This window comes from Microbacterium sp. X-17, from assembly GCF_039615055.1.
On sequence record NZ_JBDHNI010000004.1, the window covers coordinates 484734 to 499671 of the forward strand.

Consider the following 14938-nt stretch of genomic DNA (forward strand, 5'->3'; position numbering starts at 1 on the left):
CGCGGACGCCGAGTCTCGACGGGTGACGACGACGGGGTGACGACGACGGGGTGACGACGACGCGAGGCCGACCCAGGGCCTAGTGGTAGAAGTGGCGCTCGCCGGTGAAGAACATGGTCACGCCGGCCTGGCGGGCGAGGTCCACGACCTCCCCGTCGCGGACGGATCCCCCGGGCTGGATGATCGCGGACACGCCCGCGTCCACGAGGATCTGCGGGCCGTCCGCGAACGGGAAGAACGCGTCGGATGCCGCGACCGAGCCCCGCGCGCGCTCGCCCGCCCGCTCGACCGCGAGCCGGCACGAGTCGACGCGGTTGACCTGGCCCATGCCGATCCCGACCGTGGCCGAGTCCTTCGCGAGGACGATCGCGTTCGACTTCACCGCGCGGCAGGTCTTCCACGCGAAGATGAGGTTCGAGAGCGCCTCCTCCGGCGGCCGCTCGCCCGAGACGAGCTCCCACTCCGCGGCCACCGACTCGATGTCGTCCGGGAAGCGGTCGGCGTCCTGCAGCAGGAGGCCGCCGGACACGAGGCGGACGTCCATCCGCTCCTGGTGCCAGTCCGCCGGCAGCTCCAGCACGCGGAGGTTCTTCTTCAGCCGGAAGACCTCGAGCGCCTCCGGCTCGAACCCGGGCGCGATGATGACCTCGGTGAAGATGTCGCGGAGGTTCTCGGCCATCTTCAGCGTCACGGTGCGGTTCGCGGCGATGACGCCGCCGAACGCGGACACCGGGTCGCACGCGTGCGCCCGCAGGTGCGCGCTCGCGATCGGGTCGAGCGCGTGCGGCGCGGCGGTGGCGATCCCGCACGGGTTCGCGTGCTTGATGATCGCGACCGCGGGCTTGAGGAGGTCGAACGCCGCCCGCAGCGCGGCATCCGCGTCCACGTAGTTGTTGTACGACATCTCCTTGCCCTGGAGCTGCGTGGCCTGGGCGATGCCGTGGCCGCCGACGCGCGTGTAGATCGCGGCGCGCTGGTGCGAGTTCTCGCCGTACCGCAGCGTCGCGAGCCGCTCGGCCTTGATCGTGAGGTGGTTGGGCAGCGCGTCCTCGTGGATCGTGCCCTCCGCGAACCACGTCGCGACGGCGCGGTCGTACTCCGCGGTGTGCGCGAAGGCGCGGGCCGCGAGCTCGCGCCGCTCCTGCAGGCGCGTGCCGCCGACGCCGAGCGCCTCCACGATCGACGGATACGACTCGGGCGAGACGACGATCGCGACGTTCGCGTGGTTCTTCGCGGCGGCGCGGACCATCGCGGGTCCGCCGATGTCGATCTGCTCCACGACGTCGTCGCGGGCGGCGCCCGAGGCGACGGTCTCGACGAACGGGTACAGGTTCACGACGACGAGCTCGAACGGCGCGATCGCGAGCTCCTCGAGCTGACGCTCGTGGTCCTCGAGCCGGAGGTCGGCGAGGAGGCCCGCGTGGACGCCCGGGTGCAGCGTCTTGACGCGGCCGTCGAGAGCCTCGTCGAAGCCCGTGACGGCCGAGACATCGGTCACCGCGAGACCCGCGTCGCGGATGCGCGCCGCGGTCGAGCCGGTGGAGACGATCTCCACGCCCGCCCCCGCGAGCGCTTGCGCGAGCGGGACGAGGTCCGTCTTGTCGCTCACGGACACGAGCGCGCGCCGGATCGGCACGAGGTCGCGCTCGCGGTAGAGGGAGGGGTCGTGTCGGGGACCGGCCATTGCTTGCCTCGCTTCGTGGGATTCGGCGCTCAGCGCACCGCGGTCAGGTCGAGCTCGCCCGTGGAGATGCGGCGCACCACGTCGATGAGAAGGCGGCGCTCCACGAGCTTGATCCGCTCGGAGAGGGCGTGCTCGTCGTCGCCGGGCAGGATCGGGACCCGCTCCTGCACGATCACGGGCCCGGTGTCGACGCCGTCGTCGACGAGGATGATGCTCGCGCCGGTCTCGCGGACGCCGGACTGCAACGCGTCGCGCACGCCGTGCGCGCCGGGGAACTCGGGCAGGAACGCGGGATGGGTGTTGAGCAGCCGGCCGGACCAGCGCCGGACGGATGCCGGGGGCAGGAGCCGCATGAGCCCGCTCAGAACGACGAGGTCGGGCTGCCAGGCGGCGAGCTGGGCGTCGAGCTCCGCACCCCACGCCTCGCGCTCGCCGGCGCCGCGCCACGGCACGACGAAGCTCGGGATGCCGAACTCCTCCGCGTGCGCGAGGCCGGATGCCTCGCGGTCGGCCCCGACCGCGACGACGTGCGCGGGGTATCCGGCATCCGCACTGGCCTCGAGGAGCGCCCGGAGGTTGGAGCCGCCCCCGGAGATGAGGACGGCGACTCGCAGCACCTTCTCAGTGTACCCGGGGGGCGAGAGCGTCCTCGGCGGCGGGCGCCGGGGCCTCGGCCCGCACCCGGGGGCGGGGCGAGAGCAGCAGGATGCCGCACCCGAGCGCGACCTCGATGCCGACGGCCAGGGCCAGGGGCCCGGGTGCGGGCCCCGCGTGCGCGAGCTGCCCGGGGCCCATCGAGCCCGACGACGCGAGCGCGAGCAGCGCCGCGAAGCCCGCGGAGAGCACGGCCACCGCGAGCACGAGGACGACCCGCGGGGCGACCTCGTCGCCGGTCCGGGCGCGGAGGACCCACCCCGCGAGCGCGCCGACGCCGATCGGCAGGAGCACGAGCAGGAGGTACCAGCTCGAGGCGTCGGGCGGGGCGAGTGCGAGCACGGGGATACCCGGGACGACACCGACCTGCCCGCTGCCCGGCGCGACCGACGCGTCGGCGCCGATCGCGAACCCGGGCCCGGCGGCGAACGACACGGCCCACGCCACGAGCGTCGGGAGGTAGACGAGCTGCCCGAGCGCGACCACCGTCGCGCCGAGCCCGTCGACGTTCGCGGTCTGGAACAGCGCGATGGCCTCGGAGCCGCGCAGCAGCACCGCGAACAGCACGACGAGCGCGCCGACGCCGGCGAGGCCCGCGACGACGACCCCCAGGCCGCGGAGGGCGAGGGCGGGCACGTCGGCCCAGCTGCCCGGCATCCGCTCGATCCGGTCGCGGACGGCGTCGACCACGCCGCCGTCGCCCTCGCGCCAGGCGGTCACGATCCCGGCGACGAGCGCGGGCACGAGGTAGACGAGCATGGGCAGCAGGATCGCCGGCAGGAGGTCGACGACGGCGATCGGGTTCCGGGTCGTCAGCGCGACCACGGCCGCGATCACGCCGAACACCAGGGCGCCGGTCACGACGCCCGTGAACCACGCGCCGGCACGGGCGGCGCGGCCCGCGGAACGCGCGGCCGACCACGCCGTAAACAGCGCGAACGCGAGCGGCGCGAGCGAGAGCACGAAGGTCGCGGCCTCCGGCGGGATGCCGCTGACCGCGAGGTACTCCCCCGGCAGCGTCACGGTGACGGGCACGAAGTGGCCGAGCTGCCACACGACGCCGGATGCCGGCCACAGGTCGCCCCACGCCGGGTCGGGGAGGGCGAAGACCCAGAGGAGCGCCAGGGGGGCGAGCGCCGCCGCGATCCCGACCGCGCCGGCCACGAGGGCGTCAAGCGCGGTGAGGAGGGCGACGAGGACGCGTTGCATGGCGCACCCGACACTAGTCGGGGCATCCTCCCTCGCCGCGCCGCCTCACCGGCGGAGCGTCAACGGCCGCTCTTGACGATGCCCGAGGCCGGCAGCTTCCCGCCGAGCAGCTGCTGGACGTTCACGAGCGTGAAGCCGCGATCGGCGAGCCCGTCGTAGACCGTCCCGACGACCCGGCCGGTGACCGCCTGGATGTCGTGCTGCAGCACGATCGACCCGACCGACGGGCCGTTGACCGCGCGGTCGATGAGCACGCTGTCGGCCGGACCCTGCCAGTCGAGCGTGTCGTAGTCCCACAGGATGGCGGGCAGGCCGGCGGCGGCGAGCACCCCCGGGTTGTACTGCCCGTACGGCGGCCGGAACGCCTTCGGCGTGACGCCCGCGGCGGTCGCGAGCGCGGCCTGCGTGTCCTTGATCTGCTTGGTCACGGCGGCCGGGCTCAGGGTCGTGAGGTGCGGATGGTTCCACGTGTGGTTCTCGACGAGGTGTCCCTCGGCCACGGCGCGCTTGATCGTGCCGGCGTACTGCGCGGCCTTCTCGCCCATCCAGAAGAACGTCACCGATGCGTGGTGCTTCGCGGCCGCGTCGAGGATCGCGGAGCTGAGGTCGCTCGGGCCGTCGTCGTACGTCATCGCGACGCACGGCACGAGCGTGCAGTCGACGGACTCGGCGCCGGCCGGCACGGCCGCCGGCGCCGCGAAGGCCTGTCCCGCGGCCTCGACCAGCTGCCGGGCGAACGGCGTCGTGAGCGGTCCGGAGGCGGACGGCCCGACCGCGATCGAGGTGCTCTCCGTCGTCGGCGGGAGGCCGAGTGCGACGAGCTCGGGGGCCGTGAAGCCCGGGGGCAGGGTGATCACGAGAGAGCCGTCCGGCGCCGCGACGGTCGAGGCGAGCGCGGCGCGGATCGCGGCCGCTCCGGCCTGATCCGGCGGCGCGATCGTCGCGAGGCTCAGAGACCCGGCGTCGCGGCGCATCGCGTCGACGACGTCGTCCCACAGTTCGGCGGGGGCCGCCGCGGTCCACAGCTGCGCGGCCAGGGTCACCTCCCCGGTCGCGACGTTCGTGTACAGCAGCGTCGAGGCGTCGGATGCGACGTGCGCGGGGTCCCCCGTGACGACGCGCATCCGCTCGCCGAGGAAGGGGCCGATCGCCGTGACGATGTCGCACGTCACCGCCGTGCCGCTGGGGCCGGCCGGGCCGAGGGCCGGGTCGGTGAGCACCTCGGCAGCCGGGCGGAGGGTGGAGCCGCGCACGCAGCCGCGGTCGCCGAGGCCCGCGCTCGTCGGGAAGACGGCGGGCGTGTACCGCGTCTTGGTCGCCGTCGCGCGGGCGGTCACGGCATCCTTCACGAGGCCGGCGAGCCTCCCGTTGAGCGCCTGCGACCCCGGCAGGAGCGACCAGCGCGCGGCGATGCCCACGGCATCGTTGCGGATCCGCTGGCCAGTCAGGTTCGCGACCGACGCGGGGTCGAGGGGTGCCGGCGCAGTCACGCGCACGGCCGCGGGAAGAGACCACGCAGGCGGCGTCCAGGTCGCGTCCGCGGGGGTCGCGCAGCCGGCCAGCACGAGCGCGACCGCGACGAGTCCGAGAGATGCTGCGGCCAGGCGCCGCAGCGGTCCGCACCTCACCGCGCCACCCGGATCGACGCGAGGACACGGGCGATCGCGGGGCGATACGCGGCGGCATCGTCGGTGTCGACGCTTGCGGTGACGGTCGCGCTGTCACCGTCGCCGCCGACGGCCGCGATGACGGTGTGCCCGTCCGCGGTCGTGGCGTGGCTGCTCCTCAGCCCCGAGCCGAGGATCTCCGTCACAGCCGAGCCGAGGCCCGCCGTCCCGGCGGCGGCCGCGGCGAACGCGGCATCAACGGGTCGCGCGACGGCCGTGATCGTCAGGACCAGACGCCCGTCGGGCGAGCGGACGACGAGCTCGTCGTCCCGGAGGAACGGATGCTGCGCGGTCCAGCGGGCGGGGAGCAGGAAGCTGGCCGCGAGGTTCGCCGTCGCGACCGGGGTGTCGACGGTCGGGGTCCGGGAGGTGAGGTTCGTGGCCACGAGCGGGACGACGACGTACGCCGCGCCGCTGAGCATTGCGAGCCCGGCGACCGCCCCGGCCACCGCGATCGCGATCGTCCCGCCGCGGCGCCGGCGCGGCTCGGCGTGAGCGGCGCGGGCGCGCGTGCGGCGCGCGGTCACGACTCGAGGGGCTCGAGGAGGAAGACGGCGATCTTACGGTCGGTCTTCTCCTGGTAGTCCGCGTACGCCGGCCAGGCCGCCACGGCGTGCGCCCACCACTCGTCGTACTCGGCACCGGCGAGCTCGCGGGCCGCGTAATCACGGGTTGTCGCGCCGTCCTGCAGCTCGACGTGCGGGTTCGCGCGGAGGTTCCAGTACCACTGCGGGGCCTTCGGGGCGCCGCCGCGCGAGGCCACGACCGCGTACCGGCCGTCGTGCTCGACGCGCATGAGCGCGGTCTTGCGCAGCCCGCCGGTCTTCGCGCCGACCGTCGTCAGGACGATGATCGGCTTCCCCCGCAGGTCAGCGGCCTCGGCGCCCCGGGTCTCCTCGTAGCGTTCCGCCTGCGTCCGCGCCCATTCGGCGGTCCCCGGCAGGTAGTCCCCAGTCAACGGCATGGGCCGATTGTACGTCGGCCCACCCCCGTGAGACTGCCTCCGCAGTCTTACGGTTAGAGCGACTCGATGATCTCCCGCATCAGGGCCGCGGTCTCGGACGGCGTCTTGCCGACCTTCACGCCCGCGGCCTCCAGGGCCTCCTTCTTCGCCTGCGCGGTGCCGGCCGAGCCGGACACGATCGCGCCGGCGTGGCCCATCGTCTTGCCCTCGGGGGCCGTGAAGCCCGCGACGTAGCCGACGACCGGCTTGGTGACATTGGCGCGGATGAAGTCGGCCGCGCGCTCCTCGGCGTCGCCGCCGATCTCGCCGATCATGACGATCGCCTTCGTCTCCGGGTCGGCCTCGAAGGCCGCGAGCGCGTCGATGTGCGTCGTCCCGATGATGGGGTCGCCGCCGATGCCGATCGCGGTGGAGAAGCCGAGGTCGCGCAGCTCGAACATCATCTGGTACGTGAGCGTGCCCGACTTCGACACGAGGCCGATCGGGCCCTTGTCGGTGATGTTGGCCGGCGTGATCCCGACGAGCGACTCGCCGGGCGTGATGATGCCGGGGCAGTTCGGGCCGATGATGCGCGTCTTGTTGCCCTTGCTCTTCGCGTAGGCCCACGCCTCGGCGCTGTCCCCGACCGGGATGCCCTCCGTGATGACGACAAGGAGCGGGATCTCGGCGTCGATGGCCTCGACCATCGCGTCCTTCGCGAACGCCGGCGGAACGAACGCGATCGACACGTCCGCGCCGGTCCGCTCGATCGCCTCGGCGACCGAGCCGAAGACGGGGAGCTCGACGGCGCCGCCGTCCTTCGCGGTGTGCGACACGGTGGTGCCGGCCTTGCGGGCGTTGACGCCGCCCACGACCTGGGTGCCGGCCTTCAGCATGAGGGCGGTGTGCTTGGTGCCCTCGCCGCCGGTGATGCCCTGGACGATGACCTTGGAGTCCTTGTTGAGGTAGATCGACATGTCTCTAGTCCCTTATCCGGATGCCGCGGCTCAGGCGTTCGCCAGCTCGGCGGCCTTGTCGGCGCCCTCGTCCATACCGGCGGCGAGCGTGACGAGCGGGTGGTTGGCGGCGGCGAGGATCGCGCGACCCTCGTCCACCTGGTTGCCGTCGAGACGGACGACGAGCGGCTTCGTGGCCGCGTCGCCGAGGATCTCGAGAGCCTTCACGATGCCCTCCGCAACCGCGACGCAGGAGGTGATGCCGCCGAAGACGTTGACGAACACGCTCTTGACCTGCGCGTCGCCGAGGATCACGTCGAGGCCCGCGGCCATGACGGTCGCCGAGGCGCCGCCGCCGATGTCGAGGAAGTTCGCCGGCTTGACGCCGCCGTGCGCCTCGCCCGCGTAGGCCACGACGTCGAGCGTCGACATCACGAGGCCGGCGCCGTTGCCGATGATCCCGACCTCGCCGTCGAGCTTCACGTAGTTGAGGTCGTGCTGCTTCGCTTTCGCCTCCAGCGGATCGGTGGAGGCCTTGTCCTCGAGCTCCTCGTGCTCGGGGTGGCGGAACGCTGCGTTCTCGTCGAGCGTGACCTTGCCGTCGAGCGCGATGACGTCGCCGTCGGCCGAGAGGATGAGCGGGTTGACCTCGACGAGCGTCGCGTCCTCCCCCTTGTAGACGTCGTAGAGCTTCACGAAGACGTCGGCCACCTTGGGTGCCAGCTCGTCGTCGAAGCGTGCGGCCTTCGCGATCTCGAGCGCCTTCGCCGGGCTGATCCCCTCGAGCGGGTCGACCTCGACGCGGGCGAGGGCCTCGGGCCGCTCGACGGCGAGCTCTTCGATCTCCATGCCGCCCTCGACGCTCGACAGCGACAGGTACGAGCGGTTCGCGCGGTCGAGCAGCACCGAGAAGTAGAACTCCTTCGCGATGCGGGCGCCGGCCGCGACCATGAGGCGCTTCACGACGTGGCCCTTGATGTCGAGGCCGAGGATCGCCTGCGCGGCCTCGTACGCCTCGTCCGGCGTCCGGACGACCTTCACGCCGCCGGCCTTGCCGCGGCCGCCGGTCTTGACCTGGGCCTTCACGACCACGACGCCGCCGAGCTTCTCGGCTGCCGCGCGCGCCTCCTCGGGCGTGTCCGCGACGATGCCGGCGAGCACCGGCACCTCGTACTTCTCGAAAAGGTCTCGTGCCTGATACTCGTACAGATCCACTGCAGTCCTTCACTGGGAACGGGATTGGCAGACGCGAGCACGTCTTTGATGTCGGGCGAGCCCGACCAAGCCACGAGCCTACTACCGCCCGAAGACGCGTCCTTCACGGCCGTCTCGGCCAGTGGCACGCCCGTTCAGCCGGCGGGCGGTGCGGGTGTCGGAGACACCGCCGGGCTCGCGCCGGAGTTGATGTCCTCGATCTGCTTCGCGGTCAACGGGATCCACGGCGAGCCGTCCGGGTTCGTCGACTGGGCGGCGGGGTTGTCCCCGCGCGTCCACCACTTCGCCTCGTAAGGCACGCCCTGGAACATGATCCGGTTGCCGGCCGTGTAGACCGTCTGCGGATCCCACGCGGGGTACGTACCCGGCGCCAGAGTCGGCTGCGGGTACGGCGTCTCGCCGGGCAGGACCGGACCGATGAGCTTCCACGGCCACGAGTCCGCGTTCGCGAGCGGGCTGTCCGGGTTGTCCCCGCGCGTCCACCACTTCGCCTGATAGACGTTGCCCTTCCACACCACTTTGGCCCCGGAGAGGTACGTGGCGTCCGCGCTCCAGATCGGGTACGGGCTCGTCGACGGGTTGTCGGTCACGACCGGCGACGCCTCGGGCGTCGTCGTCTTGTCCGCCGAGGCATCCGGCGGGGCCGTGAAGCCGGGCTGGAGCGTCTGCGCGAACGTCGTGTCGCCCTGGTCGACGCCGCTGCACTGGTTGGAGACCACGGTCGGGTCGGCGTAGTTCGTGCCGCAGGCCCGGTCGCGGTTGAGCGACCACATCGACATCCGGCCGAGGTGCTGGCTCTGTGCGAACGAGTTCAGCTGCTGCGCATCGTCGATCGTGAAGACCTCGCCGGAGACGTCGTTCTGCCCGATCATCGGCGTCGCGCCGAGCTTCGCCCAGACCGTGGCGTCCGTCAGCGACGTGCCGGCCTGCTGGTAGAGGGCCGACAGCTGCCGCTCCGTCGCCCGCAGCGCGGAGATCGAGACCTGCGCCATCGACTGGCCGCCCAGATTCGTCCCGTAGTCCATCGTCATCGCGTTGACCCCGGCGAGGTCGACGCCGGACTGGAGCATCTGGGTCACGGCCTGCTGCCCGTCGGCGGTGAGGCCCGACGGACTCACCGGCAGGGTCAGCCAGACGGCGAGCGGCTTGCCCTCAGCGCGCATCTGCTTCTGCACCGCGGCGATCGTGACCGCGCGGCGCAGGCCCGCGACCGGGTCGGTGAGGTTGCCCTGCTCGATGTCGAGGTCGATCGTCGACACGGCGTAGCGATCGATGACCGACGCGTACGCCTGCTGGAGCGCAGCATCCTGCGTGCAGGCCTTCGCGAGCTCGGTGTTGGCGGCGCCGCCGAACGAGACGACCACGTCGCCGCCCTGGTTGCGCAGGCGCTGGATGCGGCGGTCGAGGTCGAGGTTCTGCGCGGCCTCGTCCATCGTGTAGGCCGCACCCCAGGAGGGCGTGCACGAGGTCGCCGACTGCGCGACCACGAACGCGAGCACGACATCGAGGTCGGCGTTGTTCGCCGGCTTCTCGAAGGCATAGGTGGGCGTCACCGTGACATCGACGTACGGGGCGAACCACGGCGCGGACACGTCGCCGCGCACCTGCTCGTTCGCGAAGAAGCGGTACCCGAAGATCGCGGCGGCCACGATGGCGGCGAGGATCAGGATCCCGAGCAGCACGCGCCAGGGGGAGAGGCGCTTGCCGTCGTACGGGCCCGGAGAGGGTTGCGAGACATAGGCGATGCGGGACTTCACGACACGGGGCTCTGGTTCTCAGGGGTCGGCGACGACGGCGGGGTGTCCGTGGAGGCGGCGGACGTCTCGGTCGACGTCACGGTCGCCGTGGGGGCGCTCCCCCCGGCGGGCGGGTTCTCGATGGGGACACTCCCCGGGACGCGCTGCGGCACGGGGCGCTTGCGTGACCGGGACGGCGTGGGGGCGCCGGGCTCGCCGGCCGCGGGGTAGCCGTGGAACAGCGCGTCCTGCCAGTCGAAGCCCGCCTGGCCCGGCGTCGCCTTCGTCCGGGCATCCTTCTTCACGGGCACCCACATCCAGTTCGTGAGCCCCATCCAGAAGTCCACGATCGAGTTGCGGATGCCGATGTTCTCGACGCACGCCCAGAGGGCGGTGACGAAGTTGAAGGCGCCGAAGATGAACGTGCCCCAGTTCTGCGCGGTGAAGCTCCACCACGCGGTGAACAGCGAGAACGCGACGATCCCCCACGGGAACACCACATAGAGGAGCGTCGTCGCGGTGCGGTCGCGCACCTTGGGCGTGCGCGCGAACGGGATCTTCCGCCCGGTGAGGCCCTGCTCGATGGACTTCAGCACGCCGGCGAGGTTCACCGCCAGCAGGATCAGGTTGAAGCCGTAGATCCGGAAGATGTCGATGTACTTGTACCCGGAGTACTTGAGGTCGCTCGCCTGGCAGACGAAGTAGGGCACGGCGGCGACCAGCACGAGCGGGCTCAGCAGCGTGCTGTCGAACGGGAACACGAGGATGAACACGAGCGCGAAGCTCGCCCACGCGAGCGAGGCCATGTAGTTGACGCGGATCATCCACTCGCCGAGGCGCACCGGGTTATTGGTGTGCCGGCGCGAGCGTACCTGCTTGAGGAACTTCGGCAGGATCAGCAGCCCGCCGTTCGCCCAGCGGCGGCGCTGCACGACGAGCGAGCCGAAGTCGGGCGGGGTCGCGGAGTAGCTGAGGCGCTCGGGGTAGTTGACGAGGGTCCAGTCGTGGTCGGCGAGGTCGACGCTGGACTCGGTGTCCTCGATGACCGTGCGGTCTTGCACGTAGCGGCGGACCTCGAACCCGTCCTGCTCCTCGATCTGCATGATGTCGTCCATGGCATCCATGCGGATGACGGCGTTCGCGCCGACCCAGAAGGTCGCGTTGTAGCCCGACATCCCCTGGTGGAGGATGTGCTGGATGTCGGTCGTCGCGCCCGCCAGACGCTCGATGCGCGTCGGGGCGCCGCGGAACGAGGAGTACGGCGTCTGCGTCACCGCGATGCGCTCGTTGCCGGGCTGCTCGAGGAAGTACACGAGCCGGAGGCAGTAGTCGCGCAGGAGCAGCGAGTCCGCGTCGAGCGTCAGCAGGTAGTCGGAGTTCGGGATGATGAGGTCGGCATCCTGGGCCGCCCCCGCCACGAGACGCAGGACGGTCTTGCCCGAGGGCGACTTCTCCATGCGGTAGCGGCCGCCCATGAGGCCGATGTAGGCGTTCAGGTTCATCGCCTTGTTCGCCTCGTTCGACAGCGACGCGAACTTCTTCCGCTCGAACGTCGCCATCTCGGCGGAGAAGATCCACACCAGGCGGCGATAGAGCTCGTACAGGCGTTCCGGGGTCGGGGTCGTATGCGTGTCGTACGCGGTGTCGAGAGCGGAGGCGGTGAGGTCGAGGTCTTCGGCGAGCTCGAGGATCACCTGGTCGATGAAGAACGTGTCGACGTGGTCCTCGTGAACCTCGGTCGCGGCCATGTCGCGCAGCCACTGCACGGCGTAGCGGTACTCGTCGCGGAGCTTGCGGACGTGCTCGTCGTTCACGTTGCCGAGGATCATCGACTCGTGCTCGTAGGCGAAGAGCGCCTGGGAGAAGCGGTAGGACGGCTCGCTGAGGTCTTCGCCGATGCCCTCCGCGAGCGCGCGCGTCGCCTCGAGGCGCGCCTTGACGTTCGGGTCGGTGGGGTACGGCGGGTCGTCGAGCAGCAGGACGACCCGCAGCGACGGGTACTCCTGCAGCGCCGCCGACCACATCGTCTTGCGGATGACCGAGGGCTCCTCCGCGTAGGAGGGGATCAGCACCGTCATCCCCTCGCCGTGCTCGTCGTAGAAGTGGCGGTCGAGCTCCGCGCGGGGCACGCGCTCGTGGTCGCGGAAGCGGCGGAGCGCCGCCTCGCGCTGGACGAGGAACATGAGCGCGGAGAAGTTGAGGAACGTGATGATGGCGGCGTAGAGGTACGCCTCGAGCGTCAGGAACCACTGGTCCGGCCCGTAGAGGAAGATCTGGCGGAGGATCGTCGTGAGGATGTACGCCACCCAGGCGAGCACCGTGATGACGATCGCGACGCGCGCCCAGACGAGCTTCGCGGCGGACGGCTTCGCGTGCAGGGTCGGCAGCGGCGTGCGGTTGCGCTCAGATCCCCACTGCCGCTTGCGCGTGCTGGGAAGTGCGGGCTTTCTCGGCATGGCTTCTGCTCTTCGGCGTCGTCCCGGACGGGTCGGGGTGGTGTGGGCGTACCGGCAGCACCGTGCGCTGTCGGTACCAAGGTACGAGAGACCGACCCCATCCTCCCAGCGGACGCGGAAACTCTGCGCGCGTGTAGCGCAAGCCTTGCGTCGGAGGCCCGTCCTTGCGCTTTTCTTGCGCCGTTCTTGAGGTTGGCCGGCGGTAGGCTCGGCCGCATGTCCGAGTCGTCGCCGTCGTCCGCCGCGCCCGGCGCGGTAGTCGCCGTGGCGCTCGACCTCTTCGCGACGCGGGGCTTCGACGCCACCTCGGTCGAGCAGATCGCGCAGGCGGCGGGCATCTCGCGCTCGACGTTCTTCCGCACCTTCGGCGGGAAGGACGACGTGGTCTTCGCCGACCACGAGGTGCTGCTCGAGCAGCTGCGGGCATACCTGGCCCAGCCGCACGAGAACCCGTGGGAGGCCGTCTGCGAGGCCTCGATCCAGGTGTTCCGGCACTTCGCCGCGGAGGCAGACCTCGGCCGGCGCCGCTACGCCGTCGTGCGACAGGTGCCGGCGCTGCGCGACCGCGAGATCGTCACGGTGTTCCGCTACGAGCGGCTGTTCGACGAGTACCTGCGCCGCGCCTTGCCGGGACTCGATCCGCTCGACGCGGTCTCGTTCGCGGCGGCTGTGACCGCCGTGCACAACGGCGTGCTGCGCCAACTCCTGCGCGGGCAGAAGCGCGTGTCGGTCGCGACCCTGCGCGCCGCCCTCGACATGGCCATGCAGCGCTTCGGGGTCCACCCCGCGCCGGTGCCGGACGCGGACGAGGTGGTCGTGGCCGTCTTCCCCCGCCGGATGCCGCCGGCCGAGCTGGCCCGGCGCCTGCGCAGCGAGCTCCCCTGACCCCCGGAGGGGGTCAGGACCGCCGGTCAAGGGCCCGGAGGGCGTGCGCGCCCGGTGGGAGACTGGGGTCGTGACGCGGACGGCGACGATCGTCGGCTCGGGGCCCAACGGGCTCGCAGCCGCCGTGACGCTCGCGCGCGCCGGACTCCACGTGCGCGTGCTCGAAGCGCAGGACGGGATCGGGGGCGGCGCGCGCACCGTCGAGTCGACGCTGCCGGGATTCCGGCACGACCTGGGCTCGACCGTGCATCCCGCGGCGATCGCGTCGCCGTTCTTCCGCGCGTTCGGGCTCGACCGGCACGTGGACTGGATCGTGCCCGACATCTCCTACGCGCATCCGCTCGACGGGGGCCGGGCCGCGATCGCCTGGCACGACCTGGAGCGCACGGCCGACGCGCTCGGCCACGACGGGCACCACTGGCGGGCGCTCGTCCGGCCGCTCGTGCGCCGCATCGAGGGGGTCGTGGACTTCACGGACGACCAGCTCCTCCGCATTCCCCGCGACCCGGTCGCCGCGGCGCGCTTCGGCATCCGGGTGCTGGAGCAGGCGACGCCGCTGGCCGCCACGAGCCTGCGCACCCCCGAGGGCAGGGCCCTGTTCGCGGGCGTGCTCGCGCACGCCAACACGAGGATGCCGTCCCTCGCGGCCGCCGGAGCCGGCGTCCTGCTCGCCGCGTATGGGCACGCGGGCGGCTGGGGGCTCCCGCGCGGCGGCGCCCGCGCCATCACCGACGCGCTCGCCCAGGACCTCCGCCGCCACCGCGGCACGATCGAGACGCACCGCCGTATCGACTCCCTCGACGACCTCGACTGGGGCGACCCGGCGGCGGGCGACCTCCTGCTGCTCGACACGTCGCCGCGGCTCCTGCTGACCGCGGCCGGACTCCCGGACCGCTACGCCGAGTCCGTCCGCCGCTACCGCTACGGACCGGGGATCGCGAAGGTCGACGTCGCGCTCGACGGTCCGGTGCCGTGGGCGAACCCGGACGTCGCGGCGGCCGCCACGGTGCACCTGGGCGGCACGCGCGCCGAGATCCTGGCCGCCGAGGAGCAGGTCGCGCGCGGCCGCGTCCCCGACCGGCCGTACGTGCTGGCCGTGCAGCCGAGCGTCGTCGACCCGACGCGCGCCCCCGCCGGGAAGGGCGTGTTCTGGGCGTACACCCACGTGCCGTCCGGGTCCGGGTTCGACGCGACGGAGACGATCATCCGGCAGGTGGAGCGGTTCGCGCCCGGCTTCCGGGATCGGATCCTCGCGATCCATTCCGTGCCGGCCGAGAGCCGCAGCGCGATCAACCCGGCCGAGATCGGCGGCGACATCCTCGGCGGCGCGTTCACGCTCCGGCAGTCGGTCCGCCGGCCGGTCGTGTCGCGGCATCCGTGGCGCACGCCCCTGCCGGGCGTGTACCTCGCCTCGGCGGCGACGCCGCCCGGGCCGTCCGTGCACGGGATGGCCGGCTGGCACGCCGCCCGCACCGCCCTGCACGACATGACCGGCCTCGAGCTGAGCCTGGCCGACCTGTTCGGGGTGTGACG

General features: G+C 72.2%; 12 protein-coding genes. 2 read left to right on the top strand and 10 right to left on the bottom strand.

Annotated features, from left to right (window positions below; all coding sequences use genetic code 11):
* Positions 1–79: 79 nt before the first annotated feature.
* From purH to ABCS02_RS21870, 10 genes are all read right to left on the bottom strand, one after another.
* A complete protein-coding gene (gene purH / locus ABCS02_RS21825; protein WP_345837788.1) occupies positions 80–1684 on the bottom strand; it encodes a bifunctional phosphoribosylaminoimidazolecarboxamide formyltransferase/IMP cyclohydrolase in 1605 nt (534 codons plus the stop codon).
* A 29-nt stretch (positions 1685–1713) separates the two neighbouring features.
* Complete coding sequence (purN, locus tag ABCS02_RS21830; protein ID WP_345837789.1) at positions 1714–2301, bottom strand: phosphoribosylglycinamide formyltransferase; 588 nt, start codon at positions 2299–2301, stop codon at positions 1714–1716.
* A gap of 4 nt (positions 2302–2305) precedes the next feature.
* Complete coding sequence (locus tag ABCS02_RS21835; RefSeq protein WP_345837790.1) at positions 2306–3547, bottom strand: DUF6350 family protein; 1242 nt, start codon at positions 3545–3547, stop codon at positions 2306–2308.
* Positions 3548–3606: 59 nt separating this feature from the next.
* Complete coding sequence (locus ABCS02_RS21840; protein WP_345837791.1) at positions 3607–5175, bottom strand: polysaccharide deacetylase family protein; 1569 nt, start codon at positions 5173–5175, stop codon at positions 3607–3609.
* Entirely contained in the window at positions 5172–5741 is a 570-nt protein-coding gene (locus tag ABCS02_RS21845) for a hypothetical protein (protein ID WP_345837792.1), read from the bottom strand. The genes ABCS02_RS21840 and ABCS02_RS21845 overlap by 4 nt, the downstream gene beginning before the upstream one ends.
* A complete protein-coding gene (locus ABCS02_RS21850) occupies positions 5738–6178 on the bottom strand; it encodes a nitroreductase family deazaflavin-dependent oxidoreductase (RefSeq protein ID WP_345837793.1) in 441 nt (146 codons plus the stop codon). Before ABCS02_RS21850 ends, ABCS02_RS21845 begins: the two co-directional genes overlap by 4 nt.
* A 53-nt stretch (positions 6179–6231) precedes the next feature.
* Complete coding sequence (sucD, locus tag ABCS02_RS21855; RefSeq protein ID WP_345837794.1) at positions 6232–7134, bottom strand: succinate--CoA ligase subunit alpha; 903 nt, start codon at positions 7132–7134, stop codon at positions 6232–6234.
* Between the two features lie 30 nt (positions 7135–7164).
* Complete coding sequence (sucC, locus tag ABCS02_RS21860) at positions 7165–8328, bottom strand: ADP-forming succinate--CoA ligase subunit beta (RefSeq protein ID WP_345837795.1); 1164 nt, start codon at positions 8326–8328, stop codon at positions 7165–7167.
* Positions 8329–8462: 134 nt separating this feature from the next.
* Positions 8463–10085 (bottom strand): carbohydrate-binding protein, encoded by a 1623-nt coding sequence (locus ABCS02_RS21865; RefSeq protein WP_345837796.1) that lies wholly within the window; start codon positions 10083–10085, stop codon positions 8463–8465.
* Entirely contained in the window at positions 10082–12520 is a 2439-nt protein-coding gene (locus ABCS02_RS21870; protein WP_345837797.1) for a glycosyltransferase family 2 protein, read from the bottom strand. The genes ABCS02_RS21865 and ABCS02_RS21870 overlap by 4 nt, the downstream gene beginning before the upstream one ends.
* Positions 12521–12736: 216 nt before the next feature.
* Here ABCS02_RS21870 and ABCS02_RS21875 point away from each other — a divergent pair, with 216 nt between their 5' ends.
* Together ABCS02_RS21875 and ABCS02_RS21880 are read left to right on the top strand one after the other, a co-directional pair.
* Positions 12737–13405, top strand: a complete 669-nt coding sequence (locus ABCS02_RS21875; RefSeq protein ID WP_345837798.1) for a TetR family transcriptional regulator — start codon at positions 12737–12739, stop codon at positions 13403–13405.
* Between the two features lie 70 nt (positions 13406–13475).
* Positions 13476–14936, top strand: coding sequence for an NAD(P)/FAD-dependent oxidoreductase (locus ABCS02_RS21880; protein WP_345837799.1), 1461 nt, complete (start codon positions 13476–13478; stop codon positions 14934–14936).
* Positions 14937–14938 lie beyond the last annotated feature (2 nt).

What these genes read in the sequence shown, in the direction of transcription:
- purH (WP_345837788.1), bottom strand. Translation starts at nt 1,684, where the DNA reads ATGGCCGGTCCCCGACACGACCCCTCCCTCTACCGCGAGCGCGACCTC.
- ABCS02_RS21835 (WP_345837790.1), bottom strand. Translation starts at nt 3,547, where the DNA reads ATGCAACGCGTCCTCGTCGCCCTCCTCACCGCGCTTGACGCCCTCGTG.
- ABCS02_RS21850 (WP_345837793.1), bottom strand. Translation starts at nt 6,178, where the DNA reads ATGCCGTTGACTGGGGACTACCTGCCGGGGACCGCCGAATGGGCGCGG.
- sucD (WP_345837794.1), bottom strand. Translation starts at nt 7,134, where the DNA reads ATGTCGATCTACCTCAACAAGGACTCCAAGGTCATCGTCCAGGGCATC.
- ABCS02_RS21870 (WP_345837797.1), bottom strand. Translation starts at nt 12,520, where the DNA reads ATGCCGAGAAAGCCCGCACTTCCCAGCACGCGCAAGCGGCAGTGGGGA.
- ABCS02_RS21875 (WP_345837798.1), top strand. Translation starts at nt 12,737, where the DNA reads ATGTCCGAGTCGTCGCCGTCGTCCGCCGCGCCCGGCGCGGTAGTCGCC.